Origin of the sequence: Cupriavidus sp. H18C2 (genome assembly GCF_049393795.1) — a bacterium.
GTDB lineage: Bacteria > Pseudomonadota > Gammaproteobacteria > Burkholderiales > Burkholderiaceae > Cupriavidus > Cupriavidus pauculus_C.
Map to the genome: position 1 here is coordinate 273,795 of NZ_CP186011.1, position 20,096 is coordinate 293,890.

Below are 20,096 nucleotides of genomic sequence, written 5' to 3' on the forward strand. Positions count from 1 at the left end.
AGACACGCATGACACAGCCGCAACCGCAACGCCTGGGACAGGGCTACTACTGGCAGGACATCGAGACCGGGCAGGTCTTCGAGACGTTCCGCCGCACCGTGACCGAGACCGACCTCGTCAACTTCATCTCGGTGACGGGCATGCTGGAGGCCATCTTCATCGAATCGGGCTACGCGGGCGGCGCGATCAAGGGCCGCCCCGTGCCGGCGGCGCTGACGTACGCGCTGATCGAGGGCTTCATCCTGCAGACGATGATCCAGGGCACCGGGCTGGCGATGCTGGAACTGACGCAGCAGATCCACGCGCCGGTGCTGGTTGGCGACACCATCCGCGCCCGCGTGACCGTGACCGGCATCCGCCCCACGTCGAAAAGCGGCCGCGCCGTGGTCGATTCGTCGATCGAGGTCTTCAACCAGCGCGACGAACGGGTCATGACGTACACCGCGCGCCGGCTGCTGGCGGGGCGCGAAGCCTAGGCGCCCGGCGCGCACGGACGCCAGCGGCGGGGACACGCCGTCGGCGCCAACGGTATTCACCGGAGGAGACAACCATGCCAATACCACGCATCACCGCCCGGCGCCTGCCGCTGTCGGCGCTGGCCCGCAAGGGGCTGGCCGCCGTGGCCGCCTGCAGCCTGGCACTGGGCGCCATGCCCGCGCACGCTGCCTATCCCGACAAGCCGATCCGGCTCGTGGTGCCGTTCCCGCCGGGCGGCCCCACGGACCTCGTGTCGCGCGTGATCGCCCGGAAGATGTCGGACGAACTGGGCCAGCAGGTGCTGGTGGACAACCGGCCCGGCGCCAACGGCAACATCGGCAACGAGATCGTCGCCAAGGCACCGGCCGACGGCTACACGGTGCTGTACAACACGTCGTCCATCGCGCTGAGCCCGGCGCTGTACAAGAAGCTGCCCTACGACGTGCGGCGCGACCTGCTGCCCGTGGCGATGACCGCCAACGTGCCGCTGGTGCTGGAAGTGAACGCGCAGGTGCCGGCCAGCACCGTGCCGGAGTTCGTGGCGTGGCTCAAGGCGCATCCGGGCAAGATGACGTACGGATCGGCCGGCAACGGCAACGTCACGCACCTGGCCGCGTTCCTGTTCCTGCAGGCCAACGGGCTCGACGCGGTGCACGCGCCGTACAAGGGCAGCGCGCCGGCGCTGACGGACCTGGCCAGCGGGCAGGTGCAGTTCATGACCGATACGATCAACTCGTCGCTGCCATTCATCCGCGACAAGCGCATGAAGGCGCTGGCCGTGACCAGCGCCACGCGCAGCGCGCAGTTGCCCGACGTGCCGACGCTGGCCGAATCGGGCATGCAGGGGTTCGAGGTGGGCGCGTGGCAGGGCATGATGGTGCCCGCCAGAACGCCGCCCGAGATCGTCCAGCGGCTCAACGCGGCCGTGACCAAGGCGCTGGCATCGGCCGACGTGCGCGCCAGCCTGGCCGCCCAGGGCGCCGAGCCGCGCGGGTCCACGCCCGAGGCGTACGGCCGCTACGTCGCGCAGGAAATCGACCGCTGGGGCAAGGTGGTCAAGGACTCGGGCGTGACGCTCGACTGACCGCCGATCATCGCCGCCCATCGCTGCCCATCGCTGCCCATCGCCACGCTTAGCCGCCAGGAGTCCACATTGCATCCGCTGTTTGGCACGTTCGCGCTGACCGCGCTGCCGGGCCCCGCCGCCGCGTTGCGGCAGGAGGTCAAGGCGTTCCTTCGGGAGCATTTGCCCCCCACGCCGCCCGACGTGCGGGCGCGTTCGTGGATGGGCTTCGACGCCGGCTTCAGCCGCGCGCTGGCCCGGCGCGGCTGGGTCGGCATCACGCTGCCGGCGCAGTACGGCGGCGCGGGGCTCGACGCGTTCTCGCGCTTCGTGCTCGTGGAGGAAATGCTCGCGTGCGGCGCGCCGGTGTCCGCGCACTGGATCGCCGACCGCCAGAGCGGCCCGCTGATCCTGCGCTACGGCTCCGACGCGCAGCGCGCGCACTACCTGCCGCGCATCTGCCGTGGCGAGGCGTTCTTCTGCATCGGCATGAGCGAGCCAAACGCGGGATCGGACCTGGCCAGCGTGACCACGCGCGCCGTGCCGCTGCCCGATGGCGGCTGGCGGCTCAACGGGCGCAAGATCTGGACGACCAATGCCGACCGCTGCCACTACATGCTGGCGCTGGTGCGCACGTCGGGCGATGCGGGCGACCGGCAGCGCGGGCTGTCGCAGGTGATCGTCGACCTGTCGCTGCCCGGCGTGACGGTGCGGCCGATCCGCGACCTGGCCGGCGACGCGCATTTCTCGGAAGTTGCGTTCGATGACGTCCACCTGCCGGCTGACGCGCTGGTCGGCCAGGAAGGCGCCGGCTGGGAACAGGTGAACGCGGAACTGGCGTTCGAGCGCAGCGGCCCGGAGCGGCTGTATTCGAGCGTGGTGCTGCTGGACGCCTGGCTCGCGGCGCTGCGCGGCCTGCCGCCCGCTCGGCGCGACACGGTGGCCGTCGGCCAGATCCTGGCGCGGCTGGCAGCGTTGCGCGCGATGTCGTTGGCCGTGACGGCGCGGCTGGCTGCGGGGAAGAGCCCGCTCGTCGAGGCGGCGCTGGTCAAGGACCTGGGCACCGAACTGGAACAGTCGATCGGCGCGCTGGCCGAGGCCGCGCTGGGCGACGACCCGGCGCTGGCCGGCAATGCGGACCTCTATCGCACGGCCGCCTACGTGAGCCAGATATCGCCGACCTATTCGCTGCGCGGTGGCACGCGCGAGATCCTGCGCGGCATGATCGCGCGCGGGCTGGGGCTGCGCTGACATGGAGAGCGGAATGGACAACCTCTACGCCGACGCGCTCGAAGCCGTGCTGCGCGACCACTGCGGGCCGGCCGTGATACGCGCCATCGAGGCCGGTGGCGACGCCGCGCCGCTCTGGGCGCGGCTCGACGCCAGCGGCTTTGCCGACAGCCTGCGGCCTGACGCGGGCCTGTCCTTGTCGGATGTGCTGCCGATGCTGTCGCTGGCCGGCCAGTACGTGGTGCCGCTGCCGCTGGCGCAGACGATGTTCGCGCGCGCGCTGCTGGACGAGGCCAAGCGCGAGGTGCCGGACGGCCCCGTCGCACTGGCCTGCCTGGACGGCCAGCCTCGCGCGCAGGTTGCCGACGGCGCGGCGGCGCGCTGGTTCCTGGCGCAGGATGCGGACCGGGCGTGGCTGGTGCCGCGCGACGCCGCCGACGTGGCGCCGACCGGCGTGCATGGCGACCTGACGGTCAGCGTGGCCTGCCCGGCCGCCGCGACGTTCGCGCTGGCGCCCGGCACGCTGCGCACGGTGGGCGCGGCGCTGCACGCGGCGCAGATGGCCGGCGCCATCGCGCGCGTCTTCGACATGACGCTCCAGTACGCCAACGACCGTGAGCAGTTTGCCCGGGCCATCGGCAAGTTCCAGGCCATCCAGCACCAGATCAGCGTGATGGCCGAGCAGGTGGCGATGGTGCGGATGGCCGTGCAGCTGGCGTTCGGCGGCCCCGGCAGGCGCCCGTCGCGCATGGACGCGGCCATCGCCAAGTGCAACGCCAGCGACGCGGTGGGGCCGGTCACGTCGATGGCCCACGCCGTGCACGGCGCCATCGGCATCACCGAGGAATACGACCTGCAATTGCTGACGCGACGGCTCCACGCCTGGCGCGTGGCCGATGGCTCGGAACGCTACTGGGCGCGGGAAATCGGCCAGGCCGCGTGCGACGCCGGGGGCGGCACCGTCGACCTGCTGCGGCGCTGGAGCGGCGAGGCGGCCTGACGGCCTAAAGGGGGGCGGCTCAGTGGGCCGCCATCTCCACGCGGCACTGCATGTCGGGCTTGCCGGGCAGGGTCAGCAGCGCGTCGGGGCCCTTGTCCCAGAACAGCGCTTCACCATCCTTGAGCGTCGCGGCGTAGCGCGCGCCGGATGCCGCCGGCGTCTGCCGCAGCACCACCTGCTGGTCCAGCCAGCGCAGATAGGCATAGCCGGGATCGGTCTGCACGAAGGTGCCCGCGATGACCGCGTCCACGCCCCCGCACCGGATATTGAACGGCCCCCGGCTGATGCCGCGATCATCCTGCGTGCGGGCGCCCGCGTAGCCATGGCGCAGGTCATAGATCCGGCGCAGGTAGGTGGTGGCGATGCAGTTGGGCGCGTCGTCGGCCTGCGCGCAGTCGTTGCGGCCCTTGACCCAGCCCCGTTGCTCGGCCAGCAGCGTTTTCTTCTGCGCCGTGGGCAGTGAGCGGGCATCGAGCGCCAGGCCATAGAGCCGCGTGGTCTCGCGGTCGAGTCGGGCCAGCGTGGTGTCCTTGCAGACCAGCTGCTCGACCTGTCCTTCCGCCTTCTTGCAGTCGAAACTCGGCGTCACGGCCACGGGCCGGGCCGGCCGGGGCGCGGAGGCGGCAGGCGGCGCGGCTTCCTGTGCCGGCGGTGCCGACGGATTGCCTTGCGCGAACGCGGCGGGGCCGGACGCGGCAAGCACTGCGAAGGTCGTCAGGGTGGCGAGGGCGCGGGACGCGGCAAGCGGGACGGCGGCACAGCTTGGCATGGCAGGGGCTCCTGCGGGCCGGCTTAGCCCGCGTTGCGGTCGATCACGACGAAATGCTTGCGGACGGTTTCGATGACCTCGAACACGCCTTCGAAGCCCGCGGGAATCACGCAGGCATCGCCCGGCCCGAACTCGCGGGCGTCTCCAGTATGGCTGGTGATCCGCAGCCGGCCACTGATCACGTGGAAAAACTCTTCCTTGCCGGCCGGAAAGGCAATGCGCCACGCGCCCGGTTCGCACCCCCAGATTCCGCAGTCGAAATCCCCCTGGGCCGCGCTGTAGTGCGTCCACGTGGTGCGGTCGGGGTTGCCAGTCACCAGCCGGTCCGGGCGCGGGTTGTCGTGGGCGGGCGTGGGATCGGCGCGGAAGTCGATCAGGGAGACAGGTGATGTCGGCTGCATAAATCGAGAAATCTGGATACCCGGTCAGTCCGGGAAGCCGCCAGTGTAATCGGCCGAACTGGGCCACACCCACGCATCGGTCATCGGCCTGACGGGCGTCTATCACAACCTGCTGCGGCGCTGGGCGGATGCGTAGGGCAGGTTTGCCGTCCCAAAAAGAAATACCCCGACGCGCGGGATCGCCGGGGTAGTAAGAGTTGCCAAGTCGTTTAGGGTCGTGTCGAATGACCCTCCGGCTAGTGTGAGGGCCGGCGGCGGATGCGCCAATAACTCATGTGAGTTATTGGCGTTTCAGGAACAGTCGCCAGCATTTGCCGCAGTGCATTGTCGAATTCTGAACAAAGGAACGCGATTCCGAATGTCGACGTCGGCGCGGGGTTCCCCGCCCGTTCCACCGCCCGCTCACCCCGCCGGCGCCGGCTGGCCCGCCCGGCTGTGGCGGGCCGGATCGGCCGGGTACAGCGCCAGCAGCGCGCTGACCACGCCGTTGGTCCAGCCAAAGCCGTCCTGCAGCGGATACTCGCCGCCCCCGCCGCCTTCGGCGCTGCCGGACCTGCGCCGCTGCAGCCGGTATTTCTCCACGAGCTTGTATTCCGATGCATAGAGGCTGCCGACCGTGCGCAGCCAGCGTTGGGCGATGTCGTCGGCCAGCGCGTCGAAGCCGTACTTCCGCAGCCCGATGATGCCTACCCACTGCAGCGGCGCCCAGCCGTTAGGGCGGTCCCATTGCTGGCCGGAGTCGATCTCGGTCGTGGCCAGCCCGCCTTCCTCCAGCAGCCGGGCGGATACCGCGTCGGCCACGCGCGCCGCCTGTGCTGGCGTGGCCAGACCCAGGAACAGCGGCATCAGCGTGGCGGCGCTCAGGTGCGGGCGCGCCGTGCCGCGGTGCCAGTCGAAGTCCGTGAACGCGCCGACGCCGTCGTCCCACATGATGGCGGCGATGGCCTGCCGCCTGCGTTCGGCGGCCTCGCGGTAGCGCGCGGCGGCGTCAGCGTCGCCGGACCGCTCGCTCAGTTCCGCCAGGCGGCATTCGGTGTACCAGAGCAGCGCGTTCAGGTCCACGGGCAGGATAGCCGTGGTGCGGATGGTCGCCAGGTCGCAGGCGGCCTGCCCGGCCACCGGGTCGGGCTCGCACCAGCGCGAGCTGAAGTCCCAGCCCGATTCGGCCGCCGCGCGCAGGTCCCGGAACACCAGGTGGGCGGGCCGGCTGGCGCGGCGCGCCGTGTCGACATCTTCCAGGTAGGCTTCCTCGCGCGGATGGGCGCGGTCGTCCCAGTAGCGGTTCAGGTACGCGCCGTCGGGCAGCCGCACCAGCCTGCGATGCGCCTGGCACGGCTGCAGGTGCCCCACGCCGTCCATCCAGAACGCATACTCGCGCGCCAGTTGCGGCAGGTAGCGCACGGCCGCGTCCACGCCCTGGTCCTCGAACAGGCCCGTCATCAGGGCGAACACCGGCGGCTGCGACCGGCTCAGGTAGTACGTGCGCGTGCCGTTCGGCACCAGTCCGTAGGTGTCCAGCAGGTAGGCGAAGTTGTCGGCCATCGCGCGCAGCAGGTCGTGCCGGCCGCTGGCAGAGAGGCCCAGCATCGTGAAGTACGAATCCCAGTAGTACAGCTCGCGGAAGCGGCCGCCCGGCACCACGTACGGCCGGGGCAGCGGCAGCAGCGAGCACAGCGGCGGATGCTCGGCGGGCTCGCGCGTCAGCACGGGCCAGAGGCCGTCGATATGCTCGCGCAGCGAGTTATCCGGGTTCGATTCGTAGTGGTCGTCCGGCACCGTCTCGCGCGCGAAATAGGTGCGCACGAACGCTTCGAGCGAGAACCCGTCCGCGTCGCGCTGCTCGCGGTAGCAGGCCAGGATCGTCTCGGGCGGCGCCAGCGGGATGCAGTCCGGAAACGTCTTGCTGTCGGCGAACATGCCACTGGACTGCACGTCGACGAACAGCTCGGCGTAGCGCTCGGCCGGCGACACCGTATCCGCATCGTGGCAGCCCGGCAGCGTGCATGGCGCGGGCGTGGGCAGGTGGGTGATGGACGGCGCGTGCGCGTGGCAGTGCGTCAGCCGGGGGGGCCGTGCCGGCGTCGCTGGCGGCGGGGCGCGGCGTGGCGTCAGCCTGGGCCGGCGCGGTGCGCGCGGCAACGTGCGGCACGCGGCCGGCGGGTGGGGCGTCATTGTTCCGCATAGTTCCAGAGGAGTCCCCCATCGATGACGAGCGTGGCGCCCGTGATGTAGTCCGCGTCGGCGCTGGCCAGGTAGGCCACCAGCCCGGCCACTTCCTCGGGCTGGCCCAGCCGGCCCAGCGGGATATTGGTCAGCAGAGACTGCAGCTGGTCGGGGCTGGCCATCAGCTTGCGGTTGATCGGCGTCTGGATCGCGCCGGGCGCGATGTTGTTGACGGTGATGCCGGCCGGCGCCAGTTCGATGGCAAGGTTGCGCATCATCATCCGCAGGCCGCCCTTGCTGGCGCAGTAGCTTGTGAAGTGCGGGAACGGCAGGTCCTCGTGCACCGAGCTGATGTTGATGACCTTGCCGCCCAGCTTGCGGTCCAGCCGGTGCCTGACGAAGCGCTGGGTCAGGAAGAACGGGCCCTTGAGGTTGGTGTCGAGCACGCGGTCGTAGTCGGCCTCGGTCACGTCGGCAAACGGCGCGCGCACCTCCACGCCGGCGTTGTTGACGAGGATGTCGAGGCTGCCTGACGGGGCCACCGCCTGCACGGCCGCGTCGACCAGCGCAAACGCCTGCGCCACGTTGCCGATGTCGCCGGCCACCACGTGGGCGCGGCGCCCGGCGGCGCGCACGCCGTCGGCGGTCTCGTCGGCATCGGCGTCATGCCGGTGCACCGCCACCACCACGTCCGCCCCCTCGCGCGCCAGCCGCAGCGCAATGGCCCTGCCGATACCGCCCGCGCCGCCCGTGACCAGCGCTGTCTTGCCTTGCAGTTGCATGGTGAGTCTCCGTGCCGTATTCCCGTCAGAGCCGCGTGCCCGGCGCGAAGTTCAAACCGTGCGCCGTGCTGCGCAGCGCCCGTGGCGCCGCTGTCGGCGGGCGCCGAAAACGCTGTCGGCCGATGGCTCAATCGTGCGGCGCGGGGTCGGTGGCAGGGTGGGTGGCGGCGTCGGGCGACAGCTCGGCATCGAACGGGATGGCGGCGGCCAGCCCAAGCTGGGCCAGCACGCTGGCCGCGGCCTGCGCCACGGTGCCGGCGTGGGCCGGCATGATCAGGTGGGCGATTTCACGATAGAGCGGATCGCGCTCGCAGAACAGCGCCTCCAGCCGCGCGCGCGGGTTTTCCACCTGCAGCAGCGGACGGTTGCGGTTGCGCCGCACGCGCCGCCACAGCTCGGGCAGCGCGGCGTCCAGGTAGATGACGTGGCCGCGCGTGCGCAGCATCTCGCGGTTCTCGGGGCGCGTCACGATGCCGCCGCCCGTGGCCAGCACGATGCCGCTGCGCCGCGACAGGTCGTCGAGCACGCGCGTTTCGCGTCGGCGGAATCCTTCCTCGCCTTCCAGCTCGAAGATCGTCGTGATGCACACCCCGCAGCGCGACTCGATCTCATGGTCGGTGTCGAAGAACGGCCGGTCCAGGTGGCGCGCGACGGTGCGGCCGATCGTCGTCTTGCCGGCGCCCATGAAGCCGATGAAGAAGAGGTTGCCCGAGTCGGAAGGGGAGTCCACGTGTGTGCGCCGCAGCGTGCCGTGCCGATGCGTCACGGTAGCACGTAATGGCAGACTACGCCGCCCCCGTCATGGCTGGCGCCCGGCGGCGATGCGGCGGATGGTCTCGGCCAGCGCCTCGGCCAGCGGGCCCGGCGTGCGGTCGGCCCGGCGCAGCAGGCCGATCGGTTCCTCGGTGCCGTGCGTGTCGATGGGCAGCCGCGCCAGTTCGCCGGCGGCCACGGCGCGCCGCGTGGCGGACAGCGGCGCGGCCCAGACGCTGTCGCCCTGCTGCACGAGCAGGCGGCCCAGGTAGGCGTCGGCGGTCTCCAGGCAGCCCGGCGGCAGCGTGAAACCGTGCCGCGCCAGCAGGCTTTCGGTGCTGTGCCGCGGGATCGATCCGACGGCAGGCACCACCAGCGGCCACGCCAGCACGTCGGCCATCGTCGGGCGGGGCTGGCTGGCCAGCGGATGGCCCGCGCGCACGGCCAGCACCAGCGGCTCGGCGGCCAGCGACTCGAACCACAGGCCCTCCATCGCGGCGGGGTCGTCCATGCGGCCGATCACCACGTCCAGCACGTCGGCCTTGAGCAGGTCGATCAGCGTGCGGTTCATGCCGCTCTGCACGGCCAGGCCCACCTCGGGATGGCTGGCGCGAAACGCCGCCACGGCGTCCACCAGCAGCGCCGGCACGATGCTGGGCAGGGCGCCCATGCGGATGCGTTCGTGCCGCGGGGCGTCGCGGCCGGCCACGCTGTCTGCGGCGGCGTCCAGGTCCTCGATCACGCGCAGCGCGTGGCGCAGGAAGCGCATGCCGGCCGCGGTCAACTCCGTGCCAGCGCGCTGCCGCACCAGCAGCCGCGTGCCGACCAGATCCTCCAGTTCGGTCAGCGTCTTGGAAACAGCGGGCTGCGTCAGGCCAAGCTGATCGCCCGCGCGGCCAAGGTGCTGCGTGCGCGCGACGGCCACGAAGCAGTGCAGGTGGCGCAGGCGGACGCGGCTGCGGAAGGCATCGGCGGATGGGATAGAGAGGGCGGGGGCAGGGGGCGGGGGCGGCCGTTGCATAACGGAAATTCATCGTTGTCACGCAAGAACTCAATTTACATGAATTCTGGTGCGCCATACAGTCGTGCCCATCGACCCCACCCATACCGGAGACAGCGCGATGCCCCCACGCCCTGGCCGCCCCGCCCAGTACCGCCGTCCGTACTGGAACACCCAGCCCGACTATCGCTTCGACCCCTACGCCTCCACGCAGCTTCGCGCGCCGGCCCAGCCGCTGATCGCGCTGCCGCAGTCGCTGTCCGAGGTCACCGGCCCGACCTTCGGCCCCGAATTCGTCCGGGAAGGCGACAACGACCTGACCGTCGGCCACGGCGGCGAGCCCATCGGCGAGCGCATCCTGGTGACCGGCCGCGTGCTCGACGAGAACGGCCGCCCAGTGCCCCACGCGCTGATCGAAATCTGGCAGGCCAATGCCGCCGGCCGCTACACGCATCCGCGCGACCAGCACGACGCGCCGCTCGACCCGTATTTCTCGGGCGAAGGCCGCACCATCACCGACGCCAGCGGCCACTACCAGTTCAAGACGATCAAGCCCGGCGCCTATCCCTGGCGCAACCACCACAACGCCTGGCGGCCCCAGCACATCCACTTCTCGCTGTTCGGCAATGCCTATGCCACGCGGCTGGTGACGCAGATGTACTTCCCCGGCGACCCGCTGCTGGACTACGACCCGATCTTCCAGTGCGTGCCCGACGACAAGGCGCGCAACCGGCTGGTGGCCGCGTTCGACTGGGAGACCACGGCGCCCGAGTACGCGCTGGGGTACCGCTTCGATATCGTGCTGCGCGGCCGCGATGCCACGCCGATGGAGTAACGCCATGCTCTACGCCACCGCTTCGCAGACCGTCGGCCCGTACCTGCATATCGGCCTGACCGCGCTGAACTGCGCCGACCTGACCGCCGACGCCCACGACCTGGCCGCCCAGCGCATCGTGATCGCAGGCCGCGTGCTCGATGGCCTGGGCCAGCCCGTGCCCGACGGTATGGTCGAAATCTGGCAGGCCAACCCGGCCGGCCGCTACCGCCACCCCGACGATGCGCGCGAACTGCCGCTGACCGCCGGCTTTACCGGCTTCGGCCGCGTGCCGACCGGGCCCGACGGCGCGTTCCGTTTCACCACGGTCAAGCCGGGCGCCGTGCCCGATGGCGACGGGCGGCCGCAGGCGCCGCATATCGTCGTGTCGGTCTTCACGCGCGGGCTGGTGCGGCATGTGTCCACGCGGCTCTACTTCCCCGAAGACGCCGCCGCGCACGGCGCCGATGCCGTGCTGGCGTGCGTGCCGGCTGACCGGCGTGCAACGCTGGTGGCGCAGGCCGATGGTGCGGGGCAATATCGCTGGGACGTCGTGCTGCAGGGCCCGGGCGAAACCGTGTTCTTCGACATCTGACGCACGCCCGGCACCGGGAAACACCGGCGTCGGGATTTGCAGCAAAATCGCATTCGACGAGCGGTTCGCCCCCAAACCGACCATGCCTACCTATTCACGCCTGACCGACCCGATGTCCGGCAGCCCCGCCGTGCTGGCAATCTTCTCCGATGCCGGCACGGTACGCCGCATGCTCGACGTGGAAGCCGCGCTGGCCCGGGCCGAGGCGCAGGTGCGCGTCATCCCCACCGCCGCCGCCGACGTCATCGCGCAGGTGTGCGCCGACGCGGGCGTCATCGACCTCGACGCGCTGGCCCACGATGCCGATGCCGCCGGCAATCTCGCCATACCCTTCGTCAAGCAGCTCACGGCCGCCGTGACCCGGCGCGATGCCGAGGCGGGCCGCTACGTCCACTGGGGCGCCACGAGCCAGGACATCATCGACACCGCGCTGGTGCTGCAACTGGCCGACGCGCTGCACGAGATCGACGCCGGCCTGCTGCGGCTGGGCGATGCCTGCGCGGCGCTGGCCACCGCGCATCGCGACACGCCGATGGTGGGCCGCACCTGGCTGCAGCACGCGCTGCCCGCCACGTTCGGCCTGAAGGCGGCGGGCTGGCTCGATGCGCTGCGCCGCCACCTGGCACGGCTGGATGCGGCGCGCGCCCAGGCCCGCACGCTCCAGTTCGGCGGCGCGGCCGGCACGCTGGCCAGCCTGGGCGACGATGCCCCGGCCGTGGCCGGCGCGCTGGCGCAGGCGCTGACGCTCGATCTGCCGGCGCTGCCGTGGCACACGCACCGCGACCGCCTGGCCGAGGTGGCGACCACGCTGGGCCTGCTGGTCGGCACGCTGGGCAAGATCGCGCGCGACATCTCGCTGCTGATGCAGACCGAGGTGGCCGAAGTGGCCGAGCCATCGGCCCCCGGGCGCGGTGGATCGAGCACGATGCCGCACAAGCGCAACCCGGTCGGCTGTGCCGCCGTGCTGACGGCCGCCGTGCGCGTGCCGCCGCTGGTGGCGACGATGCTGGCCGGCATGACGCAGGAGCACGAACGCGCGCTCGGCGGCTGGCAGGCGGAATGGGACACGCTGCCGCAGATCGTGACGCTGGCCGCCGGCGCGTTGCGGCAGATGGGCGACGTGGTGGCCGGCCTGCAGGTGGACGCCGCGCGCATGCGGGCCAATCTCGATCTCACGCGCGGGCTGATCCTGGGCGAGGCGGCGATGCTCGAACTCGGCCGGCGCATTGGCCGGCTGCCGGCCCATCACGTGGTCGAGCAGGCGTCGCGTCGCGCGGTGGCCGACGGCACCACGCTGCGCGACGCGCTGGCGCAGACGCTCGATGAAGATCCCGCGCACCGCGGCTTGCTGGACGCCGCCACGCTCGACCGCCTGGGCGACCCGGCCGCGTACGCAGGCCAATCGGCGCCGTTTGCCGATGCCGCCGTGGCCGCGTGGCGGCAGGCGCGCGCATCACGACAACAAGACTGACTGGAGACAACCTTGCCCTACCTCGACCACGCCGGCGCCCGGCTGTTCTACACCGTCGACGGCCCCGACACCGCGCCCGTCATCGTCTTCTCGAACTCGATGGGCACCGACCACACGATGTGGCAACCGCAGGTGGACGCGCTGGCCGGCCGCTTCCGCGTGGTGCGGCACGACATGCGCGGCCACGGCCGCTCGGTGACCGACGCCACGCAGACTACCGTGGACGTGCTGGGCGGCGACGTGCTGGCCATCCTCGATGCGCTGCGCGTGGAGCGGGCCGTGTTCTGCGGGCTGTCGATTGGCGGGCTGATCGGCCAGTGGCTGGCGGCGCGGGCGCCCGAGCGCTTCTCGCACGTGATCGTGGCGAACACGGCGCCCCGGATTGGCACGGCCGAGTCGTGGGCCGCGCGCATCGACGGCGTGCTGTGCGACGGCATGGGGCCGCTGGTGGACGCGTCTCTCGGGCGCTGGTTTACCGAGGATTTCCGGCGCACGGCCGGCCCTGCCATCGCCGACCTGCGCGCCGTGCTGGCGGGGCTGGACCCGCGCGGCTACGCGCTGGGCTGCACGGCGCTGCGCGATGCGGACTTGCGCGAGGCGGTCAAGGCCATCGGCGTGCCGGTGCTGGTGATTGCCGGCCGCGACGATCCGTCGACCACGGCTGCCGAGGGCCGGGCGCTGGCCGAGGCGATTCCCGACGCGCGCTACGTGGAGCTGCCCGCCGCGCATCTGTCGAACCGCGAACAGCCGGGCCGCTTCACGGCGGCGGTGCTCGATTTCGTGCTGGGGCGGCTGCCGGTGACCGACGACCACGCGCGCTACGACGCCGGGCTGTCGGTGCGGCGCGCGGTGCTGGGCTGCGCCCATGTCGATCGGTCGCTGCAGAAACTCACGCCGCTGAACGAGGAATTCCAGCACCTGATCACGCGCTATGCCTGGGGCGAGATCTGGACGCGCGAGGGCTTGCCGCGCCATACGCGCAGCCTGGTCACGATTGCGATGATGGTGGCGCTGAACCGGTCCGAGGAGTTGAAGCTCCACCTGCGCGCGGCCGCCAACAACGGCGTGACGCGCGACGAAATCAAGGAGGTGTTGCTGCAGACCGCCATCTACTGCGGCGTGCCGGCGGCCAATTCGGCGTTCCACATGGCCGGGGAAGTCTTCGCCGAGATCGATGCCGGGCGCGGCTGAGCGGTCCATCCCAGGAGACGCCATGGCCGCCAACGGCTCCACTTCCACACGGGTCGCCATCGTCGGCGCCGGCCCGGCCGGGCTGCTGCTCGGCCAGTTGCTGACCGTGGCGGGCATCGACAACATTGTCATCGAGCGGCGCAGCCCGGAACACGTGCTGGCCCGCATCCGTGCCGGCATCCTCGAATGCGGCACCGTGGACGCGCTGGCACGCGCGGGCGTGGATGCGCGGCTGCGCCGCGAAGGGCTGGTGCACCACGGTATCGAACTGTCGTTTGGCGGCGCGCGGCACCGTATCGACTTTCACGCGCTGATCGGACGCGACGTCACCGTGTATGGCCAGACCGAGGTCACGCGCGACCTGATGGCCGCGCGGCAGGCCAGCGGCATGCCGACCGTCTACGACGCCGAAGAGGTGTCGCTGCACGACTTTGACGGCCAGCGGCCGCGCGTGCGCTATCGCAAGGCCGGCGCCATGCATGAGGTAGCGTGCGATTTCATCGCCGGCTGCGACGGCTTTCATGGCGTCAGCCGCGCCAGCGTGCCGGCCACCGCCACACAGGTGTTCGAGCGGGTATATCCGTTCGGCTGGCTTGGCGTGCTGTCCGACACGCCGCCGGTGGCCGACGAACTGATCTACGCCAGCCATCCGCGCGGGTTTGCGCTGTGCAGCATGCGGTCGAAGACGCGTAGCCGCTACTACGTGCAGGTGCCGGCCACCGAGCAACCCGAGGCGTGGTCCGACGCGCGGTTCTGGGACGAACTGCGCCGCCGGCTCGACGCGCCCGCCGCCGAGGCGCTGGTCACGGGGCCCAGCATCGAGAAGAGCATCGCGCCGCTGCGCAGCTTTGTGTGCGAGCCGATGCGGTTCGGCCGGCTGTTCCTGGCTGGCGATGCCGCGCATATCGTGCCGCCCACCGGCGCCAAGGGGCTGAACCTGGCCGCCAGCGACGTGGTGTACCTGGCCGACGGTCTGGTGGCCCACTATCGCGACGGCGACCGCCGCGGGCTCGACCAGTATTCCGAGACCTGCCTGCGGCGGGTATGGAAGGCCGAGCGCTTCTCGTGGTGGATGACGTCGCTGCTGCACCGGTTTCCCGACGCTGACGCGTTCGCGCACCGCATCCAGCAGGCTGAACTGGACTACCTGGTGGGTTCGGAGGCCGCGTGCCGGTCCCTGGCAGAGAACTACGTCGGGCTGCCACGCTAGTCGCGGCGGCCGGGCGGCCACTCGCAGATCCATATGTCGTCCATATGGATACGTGAGCCGGCATATATTTTACGTGGCCCCTCCCCGGTGATACCGTCTCGCTCCAGCATGCCGGCACAAGTACCGGCTGCACTGGAGGAGACAACTGATGACATCCCGAATCCATGGCCGCCGCACGTGGCGGCTGGCTGCCGCATGCGCGACGGCGTTGCTGCTGGCGGCCTGCGGCGGTGGCGACGATGCGCCGGCCGCATCGAATGGCGGCAGCGGCAGCGGCAGCGGCAGCGGCGGGCAGGGCGGCGACCCGGCCAACCCCGGCAACCCGGCCACGCCGGTACTGAGCGCACTGGAAGCCTGCAACGCGCTGAACGGCGTCAGCCTGCCCGCATCGAGCCTGGCCCTGCCCACCAGCGGCGCCAGCGTCACCAAGGCGACGCTGATCGCGGCCGATGCCACCGGCAACACGCTGGGCGAGTACTGCCAGGTGCGCGGCGCGATTGCGCCGGTCGACGGCTCGTCGCCCAGCATCAACTTCGCGGTGAACCTGCCGACCCAGTGGAACGGCAAGGGCATCCAGTTCGGCGGCGGCGGCTTCGACGGCACGCTGATCGACGGCACCGAGACCGTGCGCTTTGCGCTGCCCGACGATCCCGCGCCGCTGTCGCGCGGCTATGCCACCTGGGGCGACGATTCGGGCCACCAGAGCACCAGCATCACCGATGGCCGCTTTGCCACCAACGACGAGGCGCTGACCAACTACGGCGGCGATACGCTCAAGAAGACCCATGACGTGGCGCTGGCGCTGATCCAGCAGCGCTACGGCAAGGCGCCCACGCGCGCCTACTTCCTGGGCACGTCGACGGGCGGGCGCGACGCGCTGAGCTACATCCAGCGCTGGCCGGCCGATTATGACGGCGTGATCGCCAACGAACCGGCGCTCAACTACACGGGCACGCGGCTGTCGAACGTGGCCGTGGGCCGCGCGCTGTACCTGAACGGTGGCGCGGGCTGGCTCAACATCAACAAGACGCTGCTGGTGCAGAAGGCCGCGATGGATGCCTGCGACACGCTGGACGGCGTGGCCGACAAGGTCGTCAGCAACGTGGAAGGCTGCCGCGTCGGCGCGATGCAGGTGCTGGCCAGCCTGCGCTGCGTGGGCGGGGCCGACACTGGCGACACCTGCCTGTCCGACGCGCAGATCGCGACGGTCAAGACCACCGAGCAGCCGCTGCAGCTCAACTATCCGCTGGCCAACGGCGTGACCGTGGCCGGCGGCTACAACCTGCTGGAAGGCGCGCTGGTGGCGGGACCGTTCACCACGCGCGACCTGGGCACGCGCGCGGTGCCCGGCAACCCGGCCACCACGGCTGACGCGAACATGTACGTGACGGGCGACCAGTGGGTCAAGTTCTTCGTCACGCGCAACGCCACGTTCGACGCGCTGACATTCGACCCGGCCAGCCCGGGTAGTTGGACGTCGCGCGTGCAGGCGGTGTCGGCGCTGACCGACGCGACCAACCCGGACCTGTCGGCGTTCCTGGGCAAGGGCGGCCGGCTGATCATGCTGCACGGCCTGGCCGACGAGGTCATCAGCCCGAACTCGACCATCGCCTGGTACAAGGCCGTGATCGCGCGGGTTGGCCAGCCGGCCGTGGACCAGGGCATCCGGTTCTACACGGTGCCCGGCATGGGCCACGGCACGGGCAGCTTCCTGCCGGCGTGGAATTCGCTGACCGCGCTCGAAAACTGGGTCGAGATGGGCGTGGCGCCGGGCACGCGCGAGGTGATGGACACCAATGCCGGCACCTACGGGCGCACGCGGCCGCTGTGCCAGTACCCGTCGTGGCCCAAGTACAAGGGCACCGGCAGCGCTGACGCCGCGGTGAACTACACGTGCGAAGGCGCCTCGGGCATCGTCCAGTCGTGTCTGAACCTGCCGTCGGTGGCTACCACGTGGAAGGGCGGCAACACCCACGGCGAGGAACTGTCGGTGCGGATCGATCCGGCCACGCTCAAGTACACGGTGACCATCGACGCCAGCGCCCAGCGCGCGGCGGCCACGGCCTGGACCGGCCAGCTGGTCTCGCAGGGCGGCTGCACCTACGCCAGCGACGAGAACGGCGCCCAGTTTACGCTCACCGGCGGCGGCGTGCTGGCGGGCGGTGTGCGGCCCGTGTCGGGCGGCAGCTTCCTGCCGATGGTGGCGTTCCAGAACGTGTCGGCCGACTACAAGCAGGTGGCGGACATCTACAACGTGAATGGCGTGCAGACAGCCGTGGCCGATGGCGCGGTCACGGTGCGCACGGGGTCGGCGCGGCTGCGGTCGTCGGCGGCCACGTGGCAGACGTGCGCGGCGGGCGCGGGCGGCGGCTTCATCGTCTACGACGCGGCCTGCACCAACACCACCAAGGGCTACATCGTCTGGAATGCCGCGCGCAACGCGTTCGACTACTTCGTGGGCGGCACCATCGCCGCCGGTGACGGCGTGCTGAGCGGGTCGCTGATCAGCGGCATGGTCAACGGCACGCCGGTGCCGGTGATCCTCACGCGCTCGGCCACGGCGTATGGCATGAACATCTACGCCCAGCAATCGGCGTCCGGGCTGCCGGCGGGCGCGGCCGACGGCGCCTACCGCATCGTCGCCACCGACGGCGCGCAGATCGACGCCAGCCTGAACGGCACGGCCATCGTGCGCAACGGGGCATCGGGCACGCTGACGTACAACACGCCGGTGCCGGGCGTGCTTGGCGCCACGGGCGGCGTGGTGGCATCGTACCTGTACAACGGCGGCCTGCTCATCGGCACCGCCACGGGCCGCTTCGAGGTTGGCCTGCTGCACTGACGCCGCCGCTTGCCGCATGGGGTCGCCCCGGTGGTTGCGGGGAAGGGGCGATCCCGCTCGCGGCTAGGCGTCGTCCTGCCCCTTCTTGCGATGGCGCGCCGCGATGCGATGCGTCAGCGCCACCAGCGCCGCCAGCGCGGCGTCGTCCTGGCCTTCGCGGTAGCCGAGCGTCAGCGGCGCGCGCAGGCGATCGGCCTCGACCATCCGGCAGTAGGCCACGCCATGGCGGTTCAGCCCCGCCATCGACGCCGGCACCACGCTCACGCCCGCGCCGGCCGCCACGAGGTTCAGGTTGGTCAGCATGCGTTCCACCTCGGCGCCGATGCGCGGCGTGAAGCCCAGCGCCTCGCATTCGCGCAGCAGGTCGCCATACATGCCGGGCGCCCCGGGCCGGCGCACGAGGATGAACGGGTCGGACGCCAGCTCCTTCAACGATACCGGCGCGGTGGCCGCCTGGCCCCGCAGGGCGCGGCGGCGCAGCAGCGCGTGGTCCAGCGGCAGCGCGATCACCATCTCCTCTTCCAGCAGCAGGTCGAACCGCACGCCTTCCGGGTGCTGCACGGGCGCGCGCAGCAGCGCCGCGTTCAGCGTGCCGTCGGCCAGCCGCTCGATGGCCTCTGCCGCGTTGCATTCGGTCAGCGACAGCGCCACGCGCGGAAACTGGCGCCGGCAGGCGCGCAGCACCTCGGGCGTGAGCTTGTGCGCGGCGGCCGAACTGGTGAAGCCGATGGCCAGCGACCCCTCGTCGCCGCGCGCCATCCGCGCCATGCGTGCGCGCATCTGGTCGATCCGCGCGAACAGGTCGACGGCATCGGCATGCAGCGCGGCGCCGGCCGGCGTCAGCGTCACGCCGCGCGGCTGGCGCTCGAACAGCGTCACGCCCAGATCGGCCTCCAGCGCCTTGAGCTGCTGCGACAGCGGCGGCTGCTGGATGCCGAGCTGTTCGGCGGCGCGCGTGACCGATCCGGTCTCGGCCACGGCCAGGAAGTAGCGCAGGTGTCTGAGCTCCATCGATATATCCGTCGTATATGGGAATGCGGGAAAGCATATATTTTACGTGCCGCCCCTGGCGCCGTAGTATTGGCGTTTCGCCCGATGCGCCGGCAGGCGGCCGGGCGGCCTTGCCGACCCATACCCACCCATACCGACAACGACAGGAGACGCCCATGCTTCGCCAACCCCGCATCCGACCGATTCCGGCCGTGGCGCTCGCCGCCGTGGTGGCCGCCACCGCGCTGGCCGGCTGCGCGAGCCCGTCCGCCAGCCCTTCGGCAGGCGCGTCCGCAAGCCCGTCCGCTGCGGCCAGGCCGCAATGGCAGCGCGTGCACCTGGGCACGGGCGCCGGCTACGACTTCCCGGTCTATGCCAACCACGCGCTCGGCGGCGACCTGCGCGGCATCCGCGAGGTGGTGTTCGTCCAGCACGGGCTGCAGCGCAACGGCGACGACTACTACGAAGCCGGCGCGGCGCTGCTCAAGGCCAGCGGCCGGAATCCGGACGAGGTGCTGCTGATCGCGCCGAACTTCCCCGGCACGCCGGACGCGGCCAAGCGCTTCGACAACATGCCGGTGTGGACGGTGCAGGGCTGGATCGGCGGCGAGGACGCGGTGTCGTGGCCCGGCGCCGGTGTGAGTTCGCTGCAGGTGCTGGACGATCTGCTGGCCTACGTCACCGACCGCCAGCGGCTGCCGATGGTCCGCAAGGTCACCGTGGCCGGCCATTCGGGCGGCGCGCAGATCGTGCACCGCTACGCGGTGCTCAACAACGTGGACGAAAAGGTGCGCGCGTCGGGCATCGACCTGCGCTACGTGGTGGCCAATCCGTCGTCGTACCTGTACTTCACGCCGGACCGGCCCGTGGCGCCCGACTACCGGCGCTTTGCGCCGTACAGCACCGCCACCTGCGCCGATTACGACAAGTACCGCTACGGCATGCGCGACATGGTGGCGTACGCCCGGGGCGCGGACGGCATGACGCTCTATCGGCGCTACATGCAGCGGCAGGTGACGTACCTGGTGGGCAGCGAGGACAACGACCCGAACCATCGCGTGCTGGACAAGGCGTGCGGCGCCGAGGCCGAAGGCCCCACGCGGCTGCAGCGCGCGCGGGCGTACTGGCGCTACGAGCAGGTGCTGGCGGGGCCGGGGCAGGCCAGCGCGCACCGGTCGATGGAAGTGGTGGGCGTGGGCCATGACCAGGCGCGCATGTTCGGATCGCAATGCGGCGCGCAGGCCGTCTTCGGCATGGACCCGGCCGCCAACGCCAGCGGCGCCGCCTGCCGCGCGCCGCAGCCCTGAGCGGCTGTCCCGAGTACCTGGCGCCGGGTGCCATCGCG

At 71.2% G+C, this 20,096-nt stretch carries 19 protein-coding genes; 12 read left to right on the plus strand and 7 right to left on the minus strand.

Annotated features, from left to right (window positions below; all coding sequences use genetic code 11):
* The first annotated feature begins 8 nt into the window (after positions 1-8).
* From EPAKOI_RS17895 to EPAKOI_RS17910, 4 genes are all read left to right on the plus strand, one after another.
* The gene (locus EPAKOI_RS17895; protein ID WP_124685414.1) at positions 9-476 is read left to right on the plus strand and encodes a MaoC family dehydratase; all 468 of its coding nucleotides are present in this window, start codon (positions 9-11) and stop codon (positions 474-476) included.
* A 74-nt stretch (positions 477-550) separates the two neighbouring features.
* A complete protein-coding gene (locus tag EPAKOI_RS17900; RefSeq protein ID WP_423194165.1) occupies positions 551-1,561 on the plus strand; it encodes a Bug family tripartite tricarboxylate transporter substrate binding protein in 1,011 nt (336 codons plus the stop codon).
* A gap of 69 nt (positions 1,562-1,630) precedes the next feature.
* On the plus strand, positions 1,631-2,791 hold the full coding sequence (locus EPAKOI_RS17905; RefSeq protein WP_423194166.1) for an acyl-CoA dehydrogenase family protein: 1,161 nt from the start codon (positions 1,631-1,633) through the stop codon (positions 2,789-2,791).
* Positions 2,792-2,804: 13 nt separating this feature from the next.
* Positions 2,805-3,770 (plus strand): acyl-CoA dehydrogenase family protein, encoded by a 966-nt coding sequence (locus tag EPAKOI_RS17910; RefSeq protein WP_423194167.1) that lies wholly within the window; start codon positions 2,805-2,807, stop codon positions 3,768-3,770.
* Positions 3,771-3,789: 19 nt separating this feature from the next.
* On the opposite strand, the gene EPAKOI_RS17915 is transcribed toward EPAKOI_RS17910, so the two are convergent.
* Positions 3,790-4,539 (minus strand): MliC family protein, encoded by a 750-nt coding sequence (locus EPAKOI_RS17915; RefSeq protein WP_423194168.1) that lies wholly within the window; start codon positions 4,537-4,539, stop codon positions 3,790-3,792.
* 23 nt (positions 4,540-4,562) lie between these two features.
* The gene (locus EPAKOI_RS17920; protein WP_423194169.1) at positions 4,563-4,940 is read right to left on the minus strand and encodes a cupin domain-containing protein; all 378 of its coding nucleotides are present in this window, start codon (positions 4,938-4,940) and stop codon (positions 4,563-4,565) included.
* An 82-nt stretch (positions 4,941-5,022) separates the two neighbouring features.
* On the opposite strand from EPAKOI_RS17920, the gene EPAKOI_RS17925 reads away from it, so the two are divergent.
* Complete coding sequence (locus tag EPAKOI_RS17925; RefSeq protein WP_313839624.1) at positions 5,023-5,076, plus strand: hypothetical protein; 54 nt, start codon at positions 5,023-5,025, stop codon at positions 5,074-5,076.
* Between the two features lie 266 nt (positions 5,077-5,342).
* Here the strand turns inward: EPAKOI_RS17925 and treF are convergent, their stop codons facing one another.
* The 4 genes from treF to EPAKOI_RS17945 all read right to left on the minus strand — a co-directional run bounded on the left by treF (position 5,343) and on the right by EPAKOI_RS17945 (position 9,659).
* Positions 5,343-7,112, minus strand: coding sequence for an alpha,alpha-trehalase TreF (gene treF, locus EPAKOI_RS17930; protein WP_423194170.1), 1,770 nt, complete (start codon positions 7,110-7,112; stop codon positions 5,343-5,345).
* Positions 7,109-7,885, minus strand: coding sequence for an SDR family NAD(P)-dependent oxidoreductase (locus EPAKOI_RS17935; protein WP_124685409.1), 777 nt, complete (start codon positions 7,883-7,885; stop codon positions 7,109-7,111). The genes treF and EPAKOI_RS17935 overlap by 4 nt, the downstream gene beginning before the upstream one ends.
* A 127-nt stretch (positions 7,886-8,012) precedes the next feature.
* Positions 8,013-8,570: a shikimate kinase gene (locus tag EPAKOI_RS17940; protein ID WP_423194535.1), complete on the minus strand. Its 558-nt coding sequence runs from the start codon at positions 8,568-8,570 to the stop codon at positions 8,013-8,015.
* Between the two features lie 114 nt (positions 8,571-8,684).
* On the minus strand, positions 8,685-9,659 hold the full coding sequence (locus EPAKOI_RS17945) for a LysR substrate-binding domain-containing protein (RefSeq protein ID WP_423194171.1): 975 nt from the start codon (positions 9,657-9,659) through the stop codon (positions 8,685-8,687).
* Between the two features lie 100 nt (positions 9,660-9,759).
* Between EPAKOI_RS17945 and pcaH the strand changes: the two genes are divergently transcribed.
* The 6 genes from pcaH (at position 9,760) to EPAKOI_RS17975 (ending at position 17,761) form a co-directional block, all read left to right on the plus strand.
* Positions 9,760-10,473, plus strand: coding sequence for a protocatechuate 3,4-dioxygenase subunit beta (gene pcaH, locus EPAKOI_RS17950; protein WP_124685407.1), 714 nt, complete (start codon positions 9,760-9,762; stop codon positions 10,471-10,473).
* Positions 10,474-10,477: 4 nt separating this feature from the next.
* Positions 10,478-11,047 carry a protocatechuate 3,4-dioxygenase subunit alpha gene (gene pcaG, locus EPAKOI_RS17955; RefSeq protein WP_423194172.1) on the plus strand — a complete coding sequence of 190 codons (570 nt, stop codon included), beginning with the start codon at positions 10,478-10,480 and terminating at the stop codon, positions 11,045-11,047.
* 112 nt (positions 11,048-11,159) lie between these two features.
* Positions 11,160-12,518 carry a 3-carboxy-cis,cis-muconate cycloisomerase gene (locus tag EPAKOI_RS17960; RefSeq protein ID WP_423194536.1) on the plus strand — a complete coding sequence of 453 codons (1,359 nt, stop codon included), beginning with the start codon at positions 11,160-11,162 and terminating at the stop codon, positions 12,516-12,518.
* 12 nt (positions 12,519-12,530) lie between these two features.
* Entirely contained in the window at positions 12,531-13,709 is a 1,179-nt protein-coding gene (gene pcaD / locus EPAKOI_RS17965; RefSeq protein WP_423194173.1) for a 3-oxoadipate enol-lactonase, read from the plus strand.
* A gap of 22 nt (positions 13,710-13,731) precedes the next feature.
* Positions 13,732-14,919: a 4-hydroxybenzoate 3-monooxygenase gene (gene pobA, locus EPAKOI_RS17970; RefSeq protein WP_423194174.1), complete on the plus strand. Its 1,188-nt coding sequence runs from the start codon at positions 13,732-13,734 to the stop codon at positions 14,917-14,919.
* A 148-nt stretch (positions 14,920-15,067) separates the two neighbouring features.
* Entirely contained in the window at positions 15,068-17,761 is a 2,694-nt protein-coding gene (locus tag EPAKOI_RS17975; protein WP_423194175.1) for a tannase/feruloyl esterase family alpha/beta hydrolase, read from the plus strand.
* A gap of 63 nt (positions 17,762-17,824) precedes the next feature.
* On the opposite strand, the gene EPAKOI_RS17980 is transcribed toward EPAKOI_RS17975, so the two are convergent.
* Positions 17,825-18,772 (minus strand): LysR family transcriptional regulator, encoded by a 948-nt coding sequence (locus EPAKOI_RS17980; protein WP_423194176.1) that lies wholly within the window; start codon positions 18,770-18,772, stop codon positions 17,825-17,827.
* 155 nt (positions 18,773-18,927) lie between these two features.
* On the opposite strand from EPAKOI_RS17980, the gene EPAKOI_RS17985 reads away from it, so the two are divergent.
* A complete protein-coding gene (locus EPAKOI_RS17985; protein WP_423194177.1) occupies positions 18,928-20,058 on the plus strand; it encodes an alpha/beta fold hydrolase in 1,131 nt (376 codons plus the stop codon).
* Positions 20,059-20,096 lie beyond the last annotated feature (38 nt).

Excerpts from the sequence above, each read along its gene's own strand:
- EPAKOI_RS17895 (WP_124685414.1), top strand. The coding sequence starts at position 9 with ATGACACAGCCGCAACCGCAACGCCTGGGACAGGGCTACTACTGGCAG.
- EPAKOI_RS17900 (WP_423194165.1), top strand. The coding sequence starts at position 551 with ATGCCAATACCACGCATCACCGCCCGGCGCCTGCCGCTGTCGGCGCTG.
- EPAKOI_RS17910 (WP_423194167.1), top strand. The coding sequence starts at position 2,805 with ATGGACAACCTCTACGCCGACGCGCTCGAAGCCGTGCTGCGCGACCAC.
- EPAKOI_RS17915 (WP_423194168.1), bottom strand. The coding sequence starts at position 4,539 with ATGCCAAGCTGTGCCGCCGTCCCGCTTGCCGCGTCCCGCGCCCTCGCC.
- EPAKOI_RS17920 (WP_423194169.1), bottom strand. The coding sequence starts at position 4,940 with ATGCAGCCGACATCACCTGTCTCCCTGATCGACTTCCGCGCCGATCCC.
- treF (WP_423194170.1), bottom strand. The coding sequence starts at position 7,112 with ATGACGCCCCACCCGCCGGCCGCGTGCCGCACGTTGCCGCGCGCACCG.
- EPAKOI_RS17935 (WP_124685409.1), bottom strand. The coding sequence starts at position 7,885 with ATGCAACTGCAAGGCAAGACAGCGCTGGTCACGGGCGGCGCGGGCGGT.
- EPAKOI_RS17940 (WP_423194535.1), bottom strand. The coding sequence starts at position 8,570 with ATGGGCGCCGGCAAGACGACGATCGGCCGCACCGTCGCGCGCCACCTG.
- EPAKOI_RS17945 (WP_423194171.1), bottom strand. The coding sequence starts at position 9,659 with ATGCAACGGCCGCCCCCGCCCCCTGCCCCCGCCCTCTCTATCCCATCC.
- pcaH (WP_124685407.1), top strand. The coding sequence starts at position 9,760 with ATGCCCCCACGCCCTGGCCGCCCCGCCCAGTACCGCCGTCCGTACTGG.
- pcaG (WP_423194172.1), top strand. The coding sequence starts at position 10,478 with ATGCTCTACGCCACCGCTTCGCAGACCGTCGGCCCGTACCTGCATATC.
- EPAKOI_RS17960 (WP_423194536.1), top strand. The coding sequence starts at position 11,160 with ATGTCCGGCAGCCCCGCCGTGCTGGCAATCTTCTCCGATGCCGGCACG.
- pobA (WP_423194174.1), top strand. The coding sequence starts at position 13,732 with ATGGCCGCCAACGGCTCCACTTCCACACGGGTCGCCATCGTCGGCGCC.
- EPAKOI_RS17975 (WP_423194175.1), top strand. The coding sequence starts at position 15,068 with ATGACATCCCGAATCCATGGCCGCCGCACGTGGCGGCTGGCTGCCGCA.
- EPAKOI_RS17980 (WP_423194176.1), bottom strand. The coding sequence starts at position 18,772 with ATGGAGCTCAGACACCTGCGCTACTTCCTGGCCGTGGCCGAGACCGGA.
- EPAKOI_RS17985 (WP_423194177.1), top strand. The coding sequence starts at position 18,928 with ATGCTTCGCCAACCCCGCATCCGACCGATTCCGGCCGTGGCGCTCGCC.